Raw genomic sequence first — 17,961 nt, forward strand, 5'->3', positions numbered from 1 at the left:
AATAGCTATTTGAGGGTATAAAACCAATATATTATAGAACGAAAGCAGCACCTGAATACCTGCATGCTGCCGGATCTTTTTCTGTGATCATCATGACTGATACCTTTGAAAAATGCAGATATTATAAAAAACGGATAGACGCATTACGTCCATTTCCTCCGGAAACACTCTCTTCATTAAAGGAATACTTCCGTATAGGTCTCACCTACACCAGCAATGCAATAGAAGGGAACAGTCTTACCGAATCGGAAACAAAGGTCCTCATTGAAGACGGACTCACCGTCAGCGGCAAGCCTCTGCGTGATATCTATGAAACACTCGGTCATGCCAAAGCATACGGATACATATACGACATCCTTTCAGCCCAAACAATAACCGAAGACCATATCAAAACACTCCACCGGTTATTCTATGACCAGATAGACAAAGGCAACGCAGGCATCTACCGGACAGAGCGTGTTGTTGTCACTGGAAGTCATTACCCCTTGCCAAAACCGGATCAGATTCCGGATAAAATGAAAAAATATATCGATTGGTTCAATGCCCATGAAAAAACTACTGATCCGGTCAAATTTGCAGCATTGTCACACCAGAAATTCGTCTTCATCCACCCCTTCATCGACGGCAACGGACGGGTTGCAAGACTCATCATGAACCTGGTATTATTACGTGCAGGATATCAGATCTGCATCATTCCGCCAATACTCCGGCATGAATACGTCGAATCCCTCGAACTCGCACATAAAGATACAAAACCTTTCATCGAATTCATTGCAGAACGGATCGTCGAAACGGAAAAGGACATCCTGAGATTATTTGGAGAGTCAACATCGATGCATGAAGGTGCAAAGCAGATAAATGAAGGTGCAAATCCGAAGGTCAGCCTGGAAAATGAAGGAGTAAATGCAGTATTGAAACTCATAACATGGCAGCCGGGTCTCAATACCAGAGATTTGTCTGAACTGACAGGTAAAAGCAGATCCAGTGTTGAAAGGTACATCCGTGTTCTCAAAACCAACGGCATGATCGAGTTCCGGGGTGCTGCAAAAAACGGCGGGTATTACCCGCGGAACGAATGAGTGAAAGAGAGTTATCAACGGAAATACTCAGTCGCCTTTCCTGCGAAAATATCATATGTGATTATTGCTCAAATGCAAAATATTCACACTTCAAATATAATTTATGTTTCCAGACCTGAAAAAATCATCTGACAGACATACCCAAATTGGGATGATATACTCTTACGAATCGGGATATTAGTACACAGACACGCCCGCTTGCAAGGCAAAGCCTTGCTCGGCTAGGGGCGCACTGCGGGCAGCCCGCCTCGGCTAAGGTCGTCCGCTTTCAGCGTCCAACCCGCACCCCAAATAGGAATCCTGATATCGTCTTCCCGCCATAAAACACCATACGGAGACATTATCCCATGCAGTACCTCATCACCGGCGGCGCCGGCTTCATCGCATCCCACATCGCAGAAGAACTCATCCGGAAAAATCATGACGTCACACTCCTCGACGACATGTCTGCAGGCAGCACGAAAAATATCCAGCCCGACGCCGAGTTCATCAAAGGATCGGTCACCGACCGCCCCCTCCTCGCTGAAATCTGCAAAACCCACAGCTTCGAAGGGATCTTTCATCTTGCAGCGGTAGCAAGCGTGCAGAAATCGATCGAGGATCCGCTCCTCGTCCACGAGGTCAACGCGACAGGGACACTCAATATCCTCAACGCCGCAAAAGAACACGGCATTCGAAAGGTCGTCCTTTCTGCATCGGCCGCGGCATACGGCGACAACCCGGTGTTCCCAAAAAGAGAGGACATGCTTCCCGAGCCTCTCTCGCCTTATGCGGTCTCGAAGATCACAGCAGAGATGTACTGCAGAAACTTTGCCGACCTCTTCGGCGTCGAGACCACAGCTCTTCGATACTTCAACGTCTTCGGTCCGCGTCAGGACCCAAACGCCGAGTATGCGGCAGTCATCCCGAAGTTCACTGAACGAATTGTCCATGACAAAAAGCCGGTCATCTTCGGTGACGGGAACCAGACCCGCGACTTCGTCTTCGTCAAAGACGTCGTTCTCGCAAACATGCTCGCGATGAACTCCCATACATGCGGGACATTCAACATCGGGACCGGCATCCAAACCTCCTTAAACGACCTTGCAGGAATGATCATGCGGGCAGCCGGCATCAGCTGCGATATAATCTATGAAGCGCCAAGACCGGGCGACATCAGATACTCGGTCGCCGACATATCGAAAGCGAAACCGGAACTGGGATACGCACCGAAATACTCGATCGAAGACGGAATCAAAGAGACGGTGGAATACTTCAGAGATCTTCTTTGAAAAATAGACCGGAGAACAGGACACACATATCAAACCACATGCGCTGATTTTGTGTGTTTGGGTCCTATTGATTCAAATAAGCAGTATATCTCTCATATATTCTTGGGGTGCGGGAGGGCGACTTCGGCGTGGAGCCCGACGCGGTGAAGTATCCTATTTTTTTGAGGCACACACTCACCTCAATTCTTTTGTAGCTGAACATTCCTGAACACTCGAATTAAGGGATATTCGATTTATAATCGCTATAATACATATTTTAGCCCATGAGATTTTATTAGGATATTCCACCGCGGGACGCTCTGCGCCGGATCGCAAATCAAAGATTTGCTCAACTGAGGGCGTTCGTTTCCAGCGTCCACCCCGTAGTCGCGTCCCCGCACCCCAAAATACATGAAAGGTATTACTTTTCGCTAATCTCCCCTCATGACCCGCCTCTCAACTCCTTCACCCGATCCCTCAGCTGGATCGCCCGCTCGAAATCCAGCGCCGCCGCCGCCGCATTCATCTCGGCCTCCAGTTCGATGATCAGGTTCGGGATCTCCGACTTCGGCAGGTGCCGGATATCCTTGATATCGACCTCCTTCTCCCGCACCGGTTTCTTGATCGTCACCGGCGTGATCCCGTGCTCTGTATTGAACGCCATCTGCATCTCGCGGCGGCGTGCCGTCTCGGCAAGAGCCTCACGCATCGAATCCGTCATCTTATCGGCATACAGCACGACATGCGAGTCCGAGTTCCTGGCCGCCCGGCCGATGATCTGGATAAGACTCCTGGCATCCCGCAGGAACCCCTCCTTATCTGCATCCAGAATACCGATGAACCCGATCTCCGGGATATCCAGCCCCTCCCTTAACAGATTGATGCCGACCAGAACATCGAACATCCCAAGCCTGAGCTGACGGATAAGCTCGGTCCGCTCCAGTGTCTGGATCTCCGAATGCAGATACCGGGTCTTGATCCCCTGCCCCGCAAGATACTCGGTCAGCTCTTCGGCGAGTTTTTTTGTGAGCGTCGTCACAAGAGCACGGTCGCCCCGCCCGATGACGGCGCTGATCTCTCTCAGCAGATCATCCGTCTGGCCCGTGATCGGCCGGACCTCAACCACCGGATCAACGAGACCAGTCGGGCGGATGATCTGCTCGATGATCTGTGACGAATACTTCCGCTCGTAATCTCCCGGCGTTGCCGAAACGAAGATCACCTGTTTGAGATACTTCTCGAACTCAACGAACTTCAGCGGCCGGTTGTCGAACGCACTCGGCAGACGGAACCCGTATTCCACAAGGGACTGCTTGCGGGAATGATCGCCGTTGTACATCCCCCGGACCTGCGGGAGAGACTGATGGCTCTCGTCGATCACCATCAGAAAATCATCCGGGAAATAATCCAGCAGACAGTACGGCTTCTCTCCCGCGGCACGCCGGTCGAAGTGCCGGGAATAATTCTCGATCCCTTTACAGGAACCGGTCTCCTCGATCATCTCCAGATCATACTGGGTCCTCTGACGCAGCCGGTGCGCCGCAAGATCGTCCAGACGGTTCTCGGCGAGCACCTCTTCCAGCTCTCCCCGGATCGAATCAATAGCTGCCTGCTTTTCCGACTCGGGCGTGACGAAATGGCGGGCCGGATAGATGAAGAAATACTCCATCCGCTCCTTCTCCTTTCCCGTGGTTTTATCGATCTCACTGATCCTGTCGATCGTGTCGCCGAACAGTTCGATCCTGATGATATTATTGAAATAACCCGGGATCAGATCCACCGTGTCGCCTTTGACCCGGAACCGACCGGGCATCAACTCGATGTCGTTTCTCTCGAAAAGGATCGAGAGCAGCCGTTCGAGAAGTTCGCGGCGGGTGATTTTTTGTCCCCTGCGGACCTCGAACCCGAGATTCTGGAAGTTTTCCGGGTTGCCGAGACCGTAAATACAGGAAACCGACGCGACCACGATCGTATCCCGGTGCGAGAGGATCGACGCGGTCGCGGCAAGACGCATCATCTCAATTTTCGGATTGATGGAGGCGTCCTTTTCTATATACTGATCCTTTTTCGCGATGTAACTCTCCGGCTGATAGTAGTCATAGTAGGAGATGAAGTACTCGACGTGATTGTTCGGAAAAAAATCCTTGAACTCGTTGTAGAGCTGGGCGGCGAGAGTCTTGTTATGGGCCAGAACGAGAGTCGGGCGCTGAACGTTCTGGATGACGTTTGCGATCGTAAACGTCTTCCCCGAACCGGTGACCCCGAGAAGCGTCTGAAACTGCTCACCATCGAGAAGGCCTTCGGTCAGTTCTTCGATCGCTTCCGGCTGGGATCCTTTCGGCGAATAGGTGGATTGAAGCGAGAACTGATCAGGCATTTTCAGAAATCATCGAAGTCTACGTCGTCCTCTTCGGGGACCCGGAATGCCGTGTCGTAGACCTCGGAGAGGTATCTGATGAAAAAGACCATGATCGGGATCATTACAAAGAGATACACGCCGATCAGAATCACGATCGCGACGCCGTTGTAGGCAAATATCTGGGCAAGCAGGATCAGGATGAACGTGACTAAAAGGAAGAGGATGCTCATGATCACAAGCGAAAGAATGTAGTCGTACCATCCGATCTTTTTAATGATATCTGCGATCCCGCGTATATGGGTCGCTTCTGCAAGCGAGCCGGAGCGTGTCAGATGGACGAGTCCGACAAACGCAAACAGCGAGACCAGAATGATCGTGATGAACTCAACGGCCACATATGAGAGAGTGATCAGAACGGTAAACAGACTTTCCAGCGCCAGAACATCGATCGTCGTATAAAATCCTGCCTCGGGAAACAGATAGTAAAAGATCATCGCATAAATGAGCGAGATGACGATGATCGGAATCGCGTAATAGAGAATGACGAAGTTGATCCGCCAGCCGCTGAAAAACAGTCCCCAGAGATTCGTATGGTCGGGCATCTCGGAACTATCGCTTTTTGCGATCCGATAACAGTATCCCTGGATCAGCGGCACGAAGAAGACGCAACACAGGCTCAGAATAACGGCGAAATACTGCAGGAGTCCCGACAGGCTCGCTGCCGTGAATCCGTAGTTGTCGTTGACAAACACGTTCACAAGTACCGGGAGAACCGCCATCTGGAGGATAAGCGAGGAGATTGCAAGACACACAAGGATGGGTAATGCGACATAGAGAAAAAGCACGATCCAGCGTGGAAGCTGTTTCAGGGCGAAAAATGCCTCTTTGGTATAGGTATAAGCTCCAGATATAATGTCTGCGTGTTCCATGGGTGCCTTCCTTACGTAATTACTATTGTTGGACTCCGGTATTAATTGTTGGTTATGGCTCCGTGATTATACGGCATGCCACAAGAATTTCTCGGACCGGAGACCTTTTTTCTTCTGCCCGGCGGGTGTTTCGGAAAGATCATCGACGATGCTTCGAAGAAGCGAGCTTCCGGAATCGGCCTCGTGGACGAGCCAGGCCTCGACAGTGAGGGGGATGACATCGCCGTAGGAACCGTGGTGGGACTGGATGATGTGTCGAAGTTGAAGAAGCTGCTCGTCTGTGATGAGGTTTTTGTACTCGTCGATGTACATGATCCCCATCGTGATATGTTCGATGAGGTTGTAGGTGTCGTTTGGAACATAGCCGTAGCCGACTTTGTCGAAACAGAAAATTTTTCCGATGTCATGGAGAACTGCACCTGCAATGACCATATCCCGGTTTATATCGGTCCTTGGCATGATCTCGACAAGCGAAAGCGCGATCTTGACGGTTTCAAGAGAGTGTTCGCAGAGACCTCCGGTGTATTCGTGGTGACGGCGGATCGCGGCCGGACATCCGTAGAACCGCGCATCGAGACAGCAGGCAACGAAGAGTTTGAGGTCCGTGTTTCTGATGGTCCCGACGATCTTCTGAATTTCCAGCGCATTGGCGTTGAGATCGGCAGGCGTGTAGACGAACGCACTTTCCTGACTGGGCAGAAGGTCGATCGGTCCGGCAGCGATATCATTAATGGTTTCGGGCGAGTCGGAGAAGATATGGATTTCGCCGTTCTGATTCACTCTGCCTTTACCGGATATTTTATAGACGCGGCCGGTCTGGACGATCCTGGGGATTTCCACGGCTTTTTCTCCGTAAAACTTCGCTTCGATGAGGCCGGTTTTATCGGCAAGGGTGAGATGGGCGAACTGCTCGCCGCGTTTGCTTCGAAGGTCGGCACGCTTGATCAGGAAGAGTGAGTCGACCGGGGTCGATTCAACAATATTTTCTACGAATTGGGTTTTTTCCATGTTTATCCTCGCATTTTCACCGTTTAGAAGTACAGTTGATAGTATGGGTGTGTCGTTTTGCCTAATCATGATTCTGTTTTACAGCGTCGAAGATATGATAGATGTTCCGAAACTGCGAGGTATCCGGCGACGGGAATCATTGTGTAGGGATATCATAGACAGTTTCAATCATGGAGATTTTGTACTGATTTATTGTTACAATGGATCTGGGTGAAAAAAGGAATAAAGACAATAAATGACATATGTGATAGACTTATATTAGATAAGTGGTAATATTCAATCAAAATAGATTAATACAATGTTTGGAGTTTGTTCCAAATTCCAAAACATAATGATGACCCTGAATAAGGTCTTTTTGATGACCTTGTGCAGGGGTGGATTTCCCTTTGCATCAGATCCGCAGATGGATTCCTCTGGATTGACCTGACAAAGTAATTGGATTGAAATATCATGGCGTATAGATACAAGAGAGACAATCCCAAGAGCAAACGCAATCTGGTGATTGCATTTTTCGTTATTATTGTTCTTATTGCGCTTTTTGTTGCCGTTGTTGCTGGATTTTTCGGATCGAATTATGTGGTTCAGAAGTCTCTCGAGGATCCTGACGTTGTTCTCCATATGGCGGTTTCCGGAGGGGATATGATTGTGACCGTCTACGATGGGCGGAGGGTCGATGAACTGCGCATGCTCGTCCTTGAAATCGAAGGCGTATCGCTCCCGACGTCGATGTCGATGATGCCTGCGCCGCAGATGGGAACGGGGGAGGTCTGTTTTTCTAATACCTGCATGGGCGTAACGGGTGTCAGAAAAGTTGGAGTCCGCGGGATTTTTACCGACGGCAGTTCAAGCCTGCTCAAACTCAGTACGATTAAGTTTACCTGAATAGAACTTGCGCAGTGTTGTGATATTGACCGAGAAAGACTGACGTACTTATGAGATGCACCTCGATTTCGTGTACGGCATTAGTGTAGACGCAAGAGAAAAACCAACCGCGAATCTCCGCGAATTAACGCGAATCGCATTTTCCTTACGTTCGGGTGCTCTGCTCCGGCTTATCGCCTACGCAGGAATCGCGCCCTCTCTTGAAAAATGCTATTGGAAAAACCCGCATGCGGGTTTTTCTGTTGTTTCATTATTTTTTCGATTACACAAAAAGAGAAGTTAACAGAGAGAAAAACCGGCACGCCGGTTTTTCCTCAGCATTTTTCCAGACGGCGTGCGATTCCTGCGTAGGCGATAAGCCGGAGCAGAGCACGCCGGCGCAAGAAAAATGCGATTCGCGTTAATTCGCGGAGATTCGCGGTTAAATAATCACTTTTATCCACACCCAGTAATACCCTTCCCGAATTGAGTTGAGAATAACACCGCGTAACTCCTACCTGAAATGGAGATACTGATTTGACATACGCCTCCCAGTAACCATCAGATGAGCGACTCCCATATATAGTTAAGTGGGAAAAAGGTGTACACATAACACATTATACTGACATAAAAGGTGTATTCCTCAGGTACAGACTCATCACCCGCGGCTCGCAATCAAAACAAGTCTAAAAAATATCTCCAAGCAAACCGATGATATGGGAACCCTTCTGGAAATCCCGCTCTATCTCATCTGGAACACATCACACTTTTTATGATAAGAGCAGACGAGGGGCATGCAATCCTTACATTGACTTCTTGCTCAGCCTTGGTGACATTGCATGTCACCAGAAATCACAAATCAAAGATTTGCTCGGACCTGGCGCTGCTTCGCATCACCATGACACTTCCATTACGGCCTTTTCTTCTTCTTTCAGCCCTGCCGCATCCTTCACCGGCTCGAACACATACTTTTCCATCGGCTGATAATTTGGATACAGGGCGCATTTATCCAGCACATCCACGAACTCGCGCAGGTAAAGCCTCGGCACCACATCGACCCGGCCGCCGAACCGGCTGGTCACCTTGTCGATCATCGTTTTTATGAACTTCGGCGAGACCCTTGATTTATCCACTTCCTGATATGCCTCGGCATAGATATCCATGACCTTGCCGGCTGCCTCGCCGAGTTTTGCCGCATCGAACTTGGACAAAACGATCTGGGTCTGCATCGGATTTGAAAACCCGTCGTCGGCGATGATCCCGATCCGATCAAAGAGCGGCGGGAGAGAACGGATGCCCTTTGAGCTGTCGAAGAATGCCGGCGTCCCGGCAAACAGGAAGAAACAGTTCGGCAGGTCGTTTTTATCGATCATATCGACGATCTGCCGGAGATTGATGTAGCCTTTTTCGCGCTGGGGACGGGCAAACGCCTGAGCCGTTTCTGCTTCGTCGAAGCTGACCAAAAGACCGGCATACCCCGCCTGGGTCATCACATATACGAGACCTTTCAGGAACTGAAGGGCGTCGCCTTCGGTGACCCCGCCTTTCAGACCCGCCTGAGCTTTGAAACTTCTCCCGACCGTCGGTTCGCCCGACACCCAGCCGATCGCCGCCTGGGCGGTTGCAAAATCCCCTTTGTTGTTTGCCTGATAATAAGTCCGAAGGGCCGAGGCGAGACCGGAGTTCATCCCGCTCACCCGTTCGAGGACCGACTCGATCTCCTTTTCCGTCAGCTCGACGAGACGCGGATCGTCCTCGCCGATCCCCGTGCTGATCAGACGGTCCTCGATCCCGTAGATCCAGGTGTCGATGATGCTTTTGAGGGCATGATCCTCAGTCCCCGTGGTCAGCCCCGAACAGATCCTTGCATAGATCGCCTGCAGTTTATGCAGCGGCGTGTCCGGCGAGATAACGACATGCGAGGTGACGAAACGCTGCTTCTGTCCAATCTCGACCGCACGGGAGATCAGAAACGTTTTTCCCGAACCATACTCGCCGCGAACGAATTTACAGTCCGCATGCCCGGATGCCACGTATTCAAGCTGAGATCTAATTACCTTCTCTTCGGTCGAAAGACCGACCGCGAGACGGGCAAGTCCCGCCTGAGGCACCGTTCCCCGGCGAAGAGCATTGATTATCCCGATACTTTCCAGTTTTCGGTCAATGTGTCCGTTATGTTCCGACATAGCCGTATACCTCGCCGCGTTCGCCCACACCGCGTTTCTCTATTAAAGAGATCCCGTGTTCGGCAAGTTTCGCCAGCATCGAGTTTACGATCCCGGTGACCCGCCGGGTCTCGAGAACGGCGCGAAGATCCATTTCCGTTGCTTCGCGGTGCTCTTTTAAGAAAATGAAGACAGTCGACTCGCGTTCATCGAGAAACGAAAGATCGCTGTTTTGGACATCCGGCTCCTCCTCTTCTTCCTGTGTTTCAACGATGACCGGACGCTCGGCGAGCACCCGGCCTTTCAGACGCGAAAGGACATCCATGAAATCCTCGACGCGGATCTTTTCAGGATAGCAGGGAAGGACGTCGATTCCTGCAAGACAGCACCATTTGCAGGTCTCGTAATCCTGCCGCTCCAAAGAATCGACTGCAGAATACAGATATCCTGCCGAAAGCATCTCGCGGCCGTTCGAAGAGAGCCGATCCGTGACGCTGCCGAGCTTTTTGATGATCATATCCTTGGCTTTGGCAATTTTATAGATCTCTTCCCCGCCGTTGAAGACGGCATCGGCGATCGTCTCGATGTCGCGGACTTTAACGGTATTCGCGACCATATACCGGATCGTCGTCTCGCACTCACGTTCGTCCCCGCTCCGTTTGAGAAAACCGGCATAGGAGATGCCGCCTTTGATGAAGTCCGCACGGTAGGCACGGTAGTACCAGTCGCGTGCCTGCGAAAGGGAGCCGGCGTCTTCGTATGCTTTGCCGATCCAGGCAAGACATACCGGGGTCGGATACGGCGAGAGGATGACGCTGATGATTCCAGCCACCTCTTCTTTCGTGCGTACGGTCGAGAGAAATGCGGTGAATTTGGAGATGACCAGTTCCTGAAGAAGTGGATCGGCGTCGTCGGCACTGCAGAGCTGGGTGATCAAACCCCGGTACACGCTGTTCGCCGCATCGTCGTTTTCAAGACGTGACTCGAGTTCGGCGAAAAGCAGGCGGTATACCGGATCGTTTGCGGTTTTGAGAAGTTCACCCAGCTCATACCTCGCAGAGGTATAGTTCCCGAGAAGTTTTTCGAGAAGGATGTAGGAGAACCGGATCTGCGAAACGGTTTCGTCTTCGACGCCTGCCTCTTCGAGACTGTCGAGCGCCGAGCGGTATGCCCGCTCGGCCCCGGCCGGATCGAGTGCGGCAAGCGCCTCGAGACTCTGCCTGAGATAGACCGTGTCTTTGACGGCGTTCCATGCCCGAAGGGAAAGCTGCATCGCCTTCTGATACTCCTTTTCCGTATACAGTGCATCGATGTACTCGTGACTGAATGTCTCGCCGCCGAAGTTCTGGATATGGAGAGCAATCGCTTCGCTCGGCTCGCCGACGCGGGTAAGCGTCTGCATAAGTGTTCTGATGTCTTCGGGGCGGTTTTCCAGCCTGACCAGAGCACGAAGCGAGGGAATGGCGCCACGCAGATCCTCGTTTGCGAGAAGAAGAGACGAATATCTTCGAAGAGCGGTTTTGTTCTCCGGGTCGAGGATCAGGGCGGTCGCATACTCTTCGGCGGCTTTGATCGTATCCGAATGTTCAAGAACGAGACCGAGATAACTGTGCAGATACGAAGAAGCCGGCATGAGCCGGATGAGATCTTTCAAAAGGGATCCGGCGGTGTCGTAGAGACCTGTTTCCATGTAGCTTCTGGCAGCTAAAAGAAGGAGAGCGGGGTCGCTCGTGCCGGATGAAAAGGAGATGACCTCCGAATATTTTCCGGCATTGAAAAGTTCCATGCCGACTGAGAGGTTTTTCGCGGTTGCAACAGGATCGTCGGTCATGTTTTTTCAGCGTATTACCGAGAGGATGGCGCGTCCGAACTCCTCGGCATCGAAGGGGGTTTGGGCAGTGACAATGCTGCCGTCAGCGACGACTTTATCCTGCACGATCTCTGCTTTGTCAAGCGTGAGGACACGAAGTGTTGCCGGCGTCTGAAGGCAGGTCGCTTTTTTCCCGGCAAGGAGGCCGGCTTCGGCCAGGATCACGGGAGCAAGACAGATAGCGGCGGCGAGTTTGCCGGAGACGCCGATTTTATTGGTTATATCGATGAGTTTTTCATTTCTCCAGAGCTCGTCCTGACAGCCGATCCCGCCGTCGATGACGATTCCGTCAAAGTCCGCGGGGTTTACTTCGCTGAAAGAGAAGTCCGACTCAACGATCTCTCCGTGCATGCCGTAACAGGTCCCGTGGATGGTCGATGCGGTCAAACATTCAACACCCTGTTCTTCGAGTATTCTTTTGGGAACGGTATATCCCATATCTATGAAACGGTCTGATGCAATGACGAAGAGAATCTTCATACTATATGGTTGTGCTTCGAGAGGATTTAAGTTGTTCATCCTGCCCTTCCTTAGACGGAAGAACCGCTAAGGAGCTCGGTCAGCTCGGCAGTGAACGCGTTCATCTGGAGATATTCGTTCTGTCCTTCGACAAGCGTGATCTCTGCTTTGGAAAAGAGCAAAGCAAGGTCCGGCGTAATATTTCCAATAAGGCATCTGCGAAGCGAACGAAGAACATCGCCGGCATTCATGCCGTACTCGATCTGGAGATTTTCAACGATCTGCTGTGCAGCTGCAGAATCGCCTCTTCCGGCCGCAAGGACCGCTGCGGCCGACAGCTCTCCGGTCTCGGTCGTCATGAGCTCTGAAAGGTCACTGACATCATGGAGAGCCATGAGTTCCAGCCAGACGAGAGCTTTTCTGAGATCGCCTGCAGACCCGAGGATCAGCATATCCAGATTCTCTTCGGAGATCGAACCAACGCATCCTTCCTGCTCGAGGACATGCTTCAGATAGTCCCGCATCGTTGCTTCATCGATCGGCAAAAAGTAGAGCGGCACGCACCTTGATCGGATCGGATCGATGATCGAGGCAAGAGAGCTGGTGACAAAGATAAACCGGCAGGTCTGACTGTACTGCTCCATGATCCGGCGAAGGGCAGCCTGGGCATCTTTAGTCAGATCGCCGGCTCCATCAAAGATGATCAGACGAAACGGAGCCGAGAGCGGTTTCAAGGAGGCGTGCCATCTGACGATATACTTGAAGTTGGCGAGAACGGATTTGTTCTTCTGATACAGATGGGCGAACCGGTCGTTCTCGGCAAAATAGGTGTGCCCTTGCGAGAACATCACGCTCACGGGCAGAACGGTCGTGTTTTCTGCGGCAGATTCCGTGTAGAACCTGCGGGAGAAGACCTCAAGAGCGGAGGACTTCCCGCAGCCGCTTCGCCCGATCACCAGCAGGTGCGGGAGGTTGCCGAGAGCTGCGTAGGCAGAGAGCTGCTTTACCGGACTGTTTTGTCCGATCACCTCTTCAAACGAGGTCGGGCGGTATTTTTCAATCCAGAGCATGGGAAAGGAATTCCTGAATATCCTTTACAGCCTGGCTGAGGAAATATCTTGCGTCGATTTCGGGCATCGTAACGGTCTCGCCCGATGCCTTGAGCCGGTCGCATTCCAGAGCGATGTTGGGCAGGGCACGGGTGACCTCGTCGATGATCGGCAGGGTGGCTGTTTTGGAGGTGCGGTCGATCGGGTTCAGATCGACGGTGATAACCAGTTTGCCCATCGAAACGAGGGCTTCGCACCGGTCGCCGTCTTCAAGAGGGACTAAAACGACGTCGGCCGAACCGATCCCGTCGGGACGGCAGAGACCGCGGGCATGGGGTAGAGGGACGCACCGCTCGACAGGGCCTTTGGAGACGATGCATCCAGCCTCTTCGAGAAGGTTTGTGACAAGCGTCATCCTCTCATCGGTCCGGTGGAAGAGGTTCACCTCGACCTCGGCGCCGCTTGCCTTCTGCAGCTGGGCAATCTCTTTTGCTGCGAGGGCGGCCGTGTTTCCGTTGATGGAAAGGACCGGGTGTTTTGCGGCAAGCAGAACGCGTGCGCCAAGTTTTTCGGCTTCAAGGGCCGAGGCGGATGTTTTTTCGCCGAACAGATAATCGAAGGCTTCACCGCGTCCGTGGGAGGTCAGACCTTCCATGGAAACGACGCCGCTTTTTGCGTAACCGGCAAGCTGTTCTCTCGTGATAAGCGATTTGTATCTTGGATGGGATGCTGGAATATCAGACATAATTTTCCTCGAGAATGACAGGACCTGATCTGCTGACATGCAGTAGAATCGGTTCGCCGAACTGTTTCAAAACATTTTCAGCCGCGGGACCGACGGCAAAGACGCCGTTTCCAAGCATCGTCATGGATGCGGGAACGCCTGCCGCTTTGCAGGCGGCAAGGACGGGCAGGAGGTCGGGCGGCAGAAGCCCGCTTTTTTCCGTGAAGGAGAGTGAATTTTCCATAAATTCTGCAAGGGACGCTGGCTCGCGTTCCGGAAATGCGGCGGTGACCTGCTGCATTTTTTCATGCGAGGTGATGACGTCGTGCGTGGAGATGCCGCCAAACGAGATCGTCCAGAACACTTCATCAGGATAGAAACGGCTCGTCACGCCCGAAATGCCCGGATGCGTTCTGACGACGAGACCCCCGCCGGTCGCCGCGGCCACATCGCCGAGGCCAGTTCCGTGAGATACCTCGACCTCGTGGGCCGCGGCGGCGATATCTGCCGGCGTCATCCCAAGCTGAAATACGCAGTTTGCAGCAGAATATGCCGCAAGAAGCCCCGCAGCACTCATCCCGAATCCAGCCCCTATCGGGAGGTCAACCATGACCCGCACCTCGGCAGTCACATCGAGAGATGACAGCACCTCCCTGATCAGCCAGTCATCCATACTGCCGTCGCTGATCTCGATTCGGATCTCAGATGCTTCACGCATCTCGACGGTGACGCCTTTGTCGATCACGATCCCGGCGCCGAGACTCCCGGTCGTCTGGGCAGAGATACCGTCGATCCGCTTAAAGTAGCCTGAGATATGACCCGGAGCAAAAGTTATGCAAGAACGTCCCATACTTTCCCCGCGATCTCGTCTTTTGTTCCACACACCGTTTCTTTCCCGTCTTTTCGTAAAAAGACATACTCGCCGAAGGGAGAGCCCATAGTCTCGGGTTTGTTTGCAAGAACAAGGACGATATTATCGTATTCGAGAAGATGGAGCCCCTCTTCTTCTGCGTCCCTGCCGAGCTTGAAGCCGACGGTTTTCACGCCTTTTGCGGCGATCCTAGTTATCAGTTTTTCAAGCGGTTCAAGCGTCACGGATACAGCCGAGCCGCTTTTGATCTTGCCGTCCACCCTTTTCGGGGCAAAGTCGGAGATCGCGGCGGCCGAGAGATAATAATCGGCTCCATCTGCCTCGCGAAGGACCGCTTCGTGCATATCGGCCGCGGTGATCACCGGGACATTCTTCACACAGGGAACGATGCCGTGCATCGGATTCATCACGAGGGTCACCTCGGCGCCGAGCCGGAAGGCTTCAAGCGCGAGCTCCTTTGCCATCGTCCCGCTGGATCGCGTCGTCAGGATCCTGACATCGTCCAGTTCTTCGCGGCAGGACCCGCCGGAGATCAGGACGCGTTTGCCTGCGAGCTTCTTTGACGAGACTGCCCGCTCGGCATACAGACAAATCTCGTCGATTCCCGCGATCTTCGCCTTCTCCTCTTCCATTCGCGGGGGAACAACATCGATCCCGAACTCTTTGAGGGTCTCCAGATTTTTCCTGACTGCCGGGTGGCGGTACATCGATTCATGCATCGCCGGAACGACGACGACCGGTAGACCGCGGCCGATCGCGGTGGTCGCAAAGGTCGTGATGATGGTGTCGTCGATCCCGCAGGCGATCTTTCCAACGGTGTTCGCGGTGGCGGGAGCTATCAAAAGAAGATCCGCCTCGCCTCCTTCGCCGCAGTATTTGACATGCTCGACCATGCCGGTGATCTCTGTCAGCGCCGGATTCTGGCACGCATAGGTCAGCGCATCGGGATGGATGATCCCGCACCCCGCGGGGCTGATGATGCCGGTCACTCTCGCTCCCCGGCGTCTGAGCTCGTGGGCGAGTTTGATCGTCTCGACAGCGGCGATACTGCCGCATACGCCGAGAACGATGCGGATATTGTTGAGTCTTTTCATATGAGGTTCACATCCCAAACCGAGTGCCAGAGGCGCCCCGCATACTTCTTTACTTTATGTTCGCTGATAATATACGTAAAACCTGCCCCTTCGAGAGTCTCGGTTATGTCGTTTTTCCGGTCCCCGACCCCGTGAACATGCAGAACGGTGCCCGGCTCCGCGTGATCCAAAGCGGTTTTTAAAAAGTCGGGAGCTTCGAAATGTCCCATGAGGATCCGGTCGTAGATCCCGAAAAGTCTCTCACGGCAGTCACCGAGCTCTGGGGTGACCCTGCCCGCGAGGTCGTTCGCTTCGATATTTTTCTCGAGATAGGCAAAAGAGACCGGATTGATTTCAACCGCATGTACATTGCCGCCGGCAAGCGCCGCCGAGAGGGTAAAATAGCCGATGCCGGCAAACATGTCGGCGATCCGCTCGCCGGGCTTTACGAGAGAACGGAGCCGGAGTTTTTCGCCCCGGTTTCCTTGCGAAAACATGACCTTTGAAGGGTCGAGCGTGTAGGTGATGCCCGCTTCCCGAAACGTCACGTCGTGGGGCTGACCAAAGAGAACGGAAGCCTTCGGCGTACGCATGACCCCTTCGTGGGTCGCGGCGTGAATCACGCAGGAGGGTTTTTCCCATGCGATGAGAGCGGCGAGCTCGTCGGCTGTCGGAGCATCGCCGTGCAGAAGAAGGGTGTCTCCCATCCGCTGATATCCGGGACCTGAGTATGGACGTCGGTCGGGGATCTCGCCGTCGAAGGGATAGCCTTCCTTCACCGGAACGAAGGCATACTCACCTTCGCAGTAGACGCGGCGGGTCGCATCAACCCAGGGTTCACTCGCTGCATTCGGGAGCGATCGCTTCGAAATCTTCCTGATCTTCATCTCTTCCAACTAACACAAGCGTTTCTCCGTCACGGACAAACAGGATCGTGTCGCCTTCCCTTGTATCGAGCCAGGAACGTTCGGCGATCTCTTCGGTCGTTTCGGTTTTGAGGTTGAGAAAACCTAAAAGCCCTGCGTCCTTGTAGATGACGACGCCCGTCTCGGGTTCGTGGATGTTTCCAAGAAGCGGATCGTTTTCATCCTCTCTGAAGGCACGGGACTGACCGGTCGCGAGATCACGGACGAAGAGGGTGTCTTTTGCCTGGCGAAGGATCTGGAAGTATTCTCTGCCGTGTTTGATGATGTCCCCGCGGGAGAATCTCGGCAGACGAAGCGAGTAGGTCACCCGGTAGATGTTGATGCCGGCTTTTTGGCCGACGAGTTTCGGGTGGGTGGTAAAGGAACCGCCGAGCGCTCCGCAGATGTCGTGGGAGATGGCCGCTCCGATCGTCTGCGAGCTGAAGACGATGTCGATCCCGTCTTTGGTCTCGTCGATATCCGAGACGAAGGAGAGCCGGTCGCCGGCAGTCTGGAGCTGGTCTTCGACCTGATAGGCGATCTCGGCTGCACGGCGCAGTTCGAACTGGGTCGGTTTTCTTCCCGAGGCTCTGACCTGGATGACGCCTTCGTAGTAGCTTCCGGCGATCCTGCAACACCGGTCGCACTGTTCGCGGGCCCAGACGATCTTGACTTTTGTGGTCTCTTCGAGAGGGATGCCGTAGAGGTTTCCTGAAACATGGACGGTTGCAAGGGACCGGTTGCTGCTCGTGTCGATGATGCTGATCTCTTTTTGGATGTCTTCGACGTCTTTGTGGAACACGATGACGCTGTTGACGAGATTTTGACCAAGTTCCTCTTTGTCGACCGCACTGTCGGACCACATTCCAGCGGTTTTTATGGACTCGCAGGTAGGGCAGATGATGCATTCTGCACGGGGAGCGATGGTTACCCAGACGGTGTCTTTGACCCGGCATTTGCCGCAGAGTTCGCCGTTTTCCGACGGAGCACCGCATTTGGGACAGAATCCTTGTGTGAGGCTCATTATACTCCGTAGATCTGGGCGTGGGGTACGCCTTCGATCAGCAGACAGGATTCTATTTCGAGAAGGCCTGCTTTGATCGCTATATCGCAGACGCGTTTGCCCATCAGATTTGCGCTGCATACGTCGGCGAGAGCTGCCAGAAGTTCCTCTTCGGTCGCTCTCGTATCGCCGTAGAAGGAGGGGTCTATTTCAACGTCGCATAAAGGACTGGTCAATGTTTTTCCCATGAGTTCAGCATCGCATGCGGCGAGGATGCTTCCCTGACCAGGGATATTGTGTATCTTGAGGTACATGTTCGAACCTGGTGTACATATTAATCTCACAGATACTTAAAC

17 protein-coding genes are annotated in these 17,961 nt (G+C 53.0%); 3 read left to right on the forward strand and 14 right to left on the reverse strand.

Annotated features, from left to right (window positions below; translation table 11 throughout):
* Positions 1-92 precede the first annotated feature (92 nt).
* A complete protein-coding gene (locus MLAB_RS04795) occupies positions 93-1,079 on the forward strand; it encodes a Fic family protein (RefSeq protein ID WP_011833281.1) in 987 nt (328 codons plus the stop codon).
* 347 nt (positions 1,080-1,426) lie between these two features.
* Entirely contained in the window at positions 1,427-2,350 is a 924-nt protein-coding gene (locus MLAB_RS04800; RefSeq protein ID WP_011833282.1) for an SDR family oxidoreductase, read from the forward strand.
* Between the two features lie 421 nt (positions 2,351-2,771).
* Here MLAB_RS04800 and uvrB read toward each other — a convergent pair whose 3' ends face one another.
* The 3 genes from uvrB to MLAB_RS04815 form a co-directional block, all read right to left on the reverse strand.
* Positions 2,772-4,706: an excinuclease ABC subunit UvrB gene (gene uvrB, locus MLAB_RS04805; protein WP_011833283.1), complete on the reverse strand. Its 1,935-nt coding sequence runs from the start codon at positions 4,704-4,706 to the stop codon at positions 2,772-2,774.
* 2 nt (positions 4,707-4,708) lie between these two features.
* Positions 4,709-5,617, reverse strand: a complete 909-nt coding sequence (locus MLAB_RS04810; protein ID WP_011833284.1) for a DUF4013 domain-containing protein — start codon at positions 5,615-5,617, stop codon at positions 4,709-4,711.
* 66 nt (positions 5,618-5,683) lie between these two features.
* Positions 5,684-6,625, reverse strand: a complete 942-nt coding sequence (locus tag MLAB_RS04815) for an HD domain-containing protein (protein WP_011833285.1) — start codon at positions 6,623-6,625, stop codon at positions 5,684-5,686.
* 450 nt (positions 6,626-7,075) lie between these two features.
* Here MLAB_RS04815 and MLAB_RS04820 point away from each other — a divergent pair, with 450 nt between their 5' ends.
* Positions 7,076-7,507: a hypothetical protein gene (locus tag MLAB_RS04820; RefSeq protein WP_011833286.1), complete on the forward strand. Its 432-nt coding sequence runs from the start codon at positions 7,076-7,078 to the stop codon at positions 7,505-7,507.
* A gap of 314 nt (positions 7,508-7,821) precedes the next feature.
* On the opposite strand, the gene MLAB_RS10005 is transcribed toward MLAB_RS04820, so the two are convergent.
* The 11 genes from MLAB_RS10005 to MLAB_RS04875 all read right to left on the reverse strand — a co-directional run bounded on the left by MLAB_RS10005 (position 7,822) and on the right by MLAB_RS04875 (position 17,919).
* Positions 7,822-7,950 carry a hypothetical protein gene (locus tag MLAB_RS10005; RefSeq protein WP_281034006.1) on the reverse strand — a complete coding sequence of 43 codons (129 nt, stop codon included), beginning with the start codon at positions 7,948-7,950 and terminating at the stop codon, positions 7,822-7,824.
* Between the two features lie 429 nt (positions 7,951-8,379).
* Positions 8,380-9,672, reverse strand: coding sequence for a BREX system ATP-binding protein BrxD (gene brxD, locus MLAB_RS04830; protein ID WP_011833288.1), 1,293 nt, complete (start codon positions 9,670-9,672; stop codon positions 8,380-8,382).
* Positions 9,659-11,482 (reverse strand): tetratricopeptide repeat protein, encoded by a 1,824-nt coding sequence (locus MLAB_RS04835; RefSeq protein ID WP_011833289.1) that lies wholly within the window; start codon positions 11,480-11,482, stop codon positions 9,659-9,661. The genes brxD and MLAB_RS04835 overlap by 14 nt, the downstream gene beginning before the upstream one ends.
* 6 nt (positions 11,483-11,488) lie before the next feature.
* Positions 11,489-12,001 (reverse strand): DJ-1/PfpI family protein, encoded by a 513-nt coding sequence (locus MLAB_RS04840; protein ID WP_052288982.1) that lies wholly within the window; start codon positions 11,999-12,001, stop codon positions 11,489-11,491.
* Between the two features lie 50 nt (positions 12,002-12,051).
* The gene (locus MLAB_RS04845) at positions 12,052-13,050 is read right to left on the reverse strand and encodes an AAA family ATPase (protein WP_011833291.1); all 999 of its coding nucleotides are present in this window, start codon (positions 13,048-13,050) and stop codon (positions 12,052-12,054) included.
* Complete coding sequence (locus tag MLAB_RS04850; protein ID WP_011833292.1) at positions 13,037-13,774, reverse strand: 4-phosphopantoate--beta-alanine ligase; 738 nt, start codon at positions 13,772-13,774, stop codon at positions 13,037-13,039. The genes MLAB_RS04845 and MLAB_RS04850 overlap by 14 nt, the downstream gene beginning before the upstream one ends.
* Positions 13,767-14,603, reverse strand: coding sequence for a pantoate kinase (locus MLAB_RS04855; RefSeq protein ID WP_011833293.1), 837 nt, complete (start codon positions 14,601-14,603; stop codon positions 13,767-13,769). The genes MLAB_RS04850 and MLAB_RS04855 overlap by 8 nt, the downstream gene beginning before the upstream one ends.
* Positions 14,585-15,718 carry a bifunctional phosphopantothenoylcysteine decarboxylase/phosphopantothenate--cysteine ligase CoaBC gene (gene coaBC, locus MLAB_RS04860; RefSeq protein WP_011833294.1) on the reverse strand — a complete coding sequence of 378 codons (1,134 nt, stop codon included), beginning with the start codon at positions 15,716-15,718 and terminating at the stop codon, positions 14,585-14,587. The genes MLAB_RS04855 and coaBC overlap by 19 nt, the downstream gene beginning before the upstream one ends.
* Positions 15,715-16,584, reverse strand: coding sequence for a class I SAM-dependent methyltransferase (locus tag MLAB_RS04865; RefSeq protein WP_011833295.1), 870 nt, complete (start codon positions 16,582-16,584; stop codon positions 15,715-15,717). Before MLAB_RS04865 ends, coaBC begins: the two co-directional genes overlap by 4 nt.
* Positions 16,535-17,626, reverse strand: a complete 1,092-nt coding sequence (locus MLAB_RS04870) for a 60S ribosomal export protein NMD3 (protein WP_011833296.1) — start codon at positions 17,624-17,626, stop codon at positions 16,535-16,537. The genes MLAB_RS04865 and MLAB_RS04870 overlap by 50 nt, the downstream gene beginning before the upstream one ends.
* Complete coding sequence (locus MLAB_RS04875; RefSeq protein WP_011833297.1) at positions 17,626-17,919, reverse strand: DUF424 domain-containing protein; 294 nt, start codon at positions 17,917-17,919, stop codon at positions 17,626-17,628. The genes MLAB_RS04870 and MLAB_RS04875 overlap by 1 nt, the downstream gene beginning before the upstream one ends.
* Positions 17,920-17,961 lie beyond the last annotated feature (42 nt).

Origin of the sequence: Methanocorpusculum labreanum Z (genome assembly GCF_000015765.1) — an archaeon.
Lineage (GTDB): Archaea > Halobacteriota > Methanomicrobia > Methanomicrobiales > Methanocorpusculaceae > Methanocorpusculum > Methanocorpusculum labreanum.

Coding starts and splice junctions, on each gene's coding strand:
- MLAB_RS04795 (WP_011833281.1), top strand. CDS start 93: ATGACTGATACCTTTGAAAAATGCAGATATTATAAAAAACGGATAGAC.
- MLAB_RS04800 (WP_011833282.1), top strand. CDS start 1,427: ATGCAGTACCTCATCACCGGCGGCGCCGGCTTCATCGCATCCCACATC.
- uvrB (WP_011833283.1), bottom strand. CDS start 4,706: ATGCCTGATCAGTTCTCGCTTCAATCCACCTATTCGCCGAAAGGATCC.
- MLAB_RS04810 (WP_011833284.1), bottom strand. CDS start 5,617: ATGGAACACGCAGACATTATATCTGGAGCTTATACCTATACCAAAGAG.
- MLAB_RS04815 (WP_011833285.1), bottom strand. CDS start 6,625: ATGGAAAAAACCCAATTCGTAGAAAATATTGTTGAATCGACCCCGGTC.
- MLAB_RS04820 (WP_011833286.1), top strand. CDS start 7,076: ATGGCGTATAGATACAAGAGAGACAATCCCAAGAGCAAACGCAATCTG.
- brxD (WP_011833288.1), bottom strand. CDS start 9,672: ATGTCGGAACATAACGGACACATTGACCGAAAACTGGAAAGTATCGGG.
- MLAB_RS04835 (WP_011833289.1), bottom strand. CDS start 11,482: ATGACCGACGATCCTGTTGCAACCGCGAAAAACCTCTCAGTCGGCATG.
- MLAB_RS04840 (WP_052288982.1), bottom strand. CDS start 12,001: ATGAAGATTCTCTTCGTCATTGCATCAGACCGTTTCATAGATATGGGA.
- MLAB_RS04845 (WP_011833291.1), bottom strand. CDS start 13,050: ATGCTCTGGATTGAAAAATACCGCCCGACCTCGTTTGAAGAGGTGATC.
- MLAB_RS04850 (WP_011833292.1), bottom strand. CDS start 13,774: ATGTCTGATATTCCAGCATCCCATCCAAGATACAAATCGCTTATCACG.
- MLAB_RS04855 (WP_011833293.1), bottom strand. CDS start 14,603: ATGGGACGTTCTTGCATAACTTTTGCTCCGGGTCATATCTCAGGCTAC.
- coaBC (WP_011833294.1), bottom strand. CDS start 15,718: ATGAAAAGACTCAACAATATCCGCATCGTTCTCGGCGTATGCGGCAGT.
- MLAB_RS04865 (WP_011833295.1), bottom strand. CDS start 16,584: ATGAAGATCAGGAAGATTTCGAAGCGATCGCTCCCGAATGCAGCGAGT.
- MLAB_RS04870 (WP_011833296.1), bottom strand. CDS start 17,626: ATGAGCCTCACACAAGGATTCTGTCCCAAATGCGGTGCTCCGTCGGAA.
- MLAB_RS04875 (WP_011833297.1), bottom strand. CDS start 17,919: ATGTACCTCAAGATACACAATATCCCTGGTCAGGGAAGCATCCTCGCC.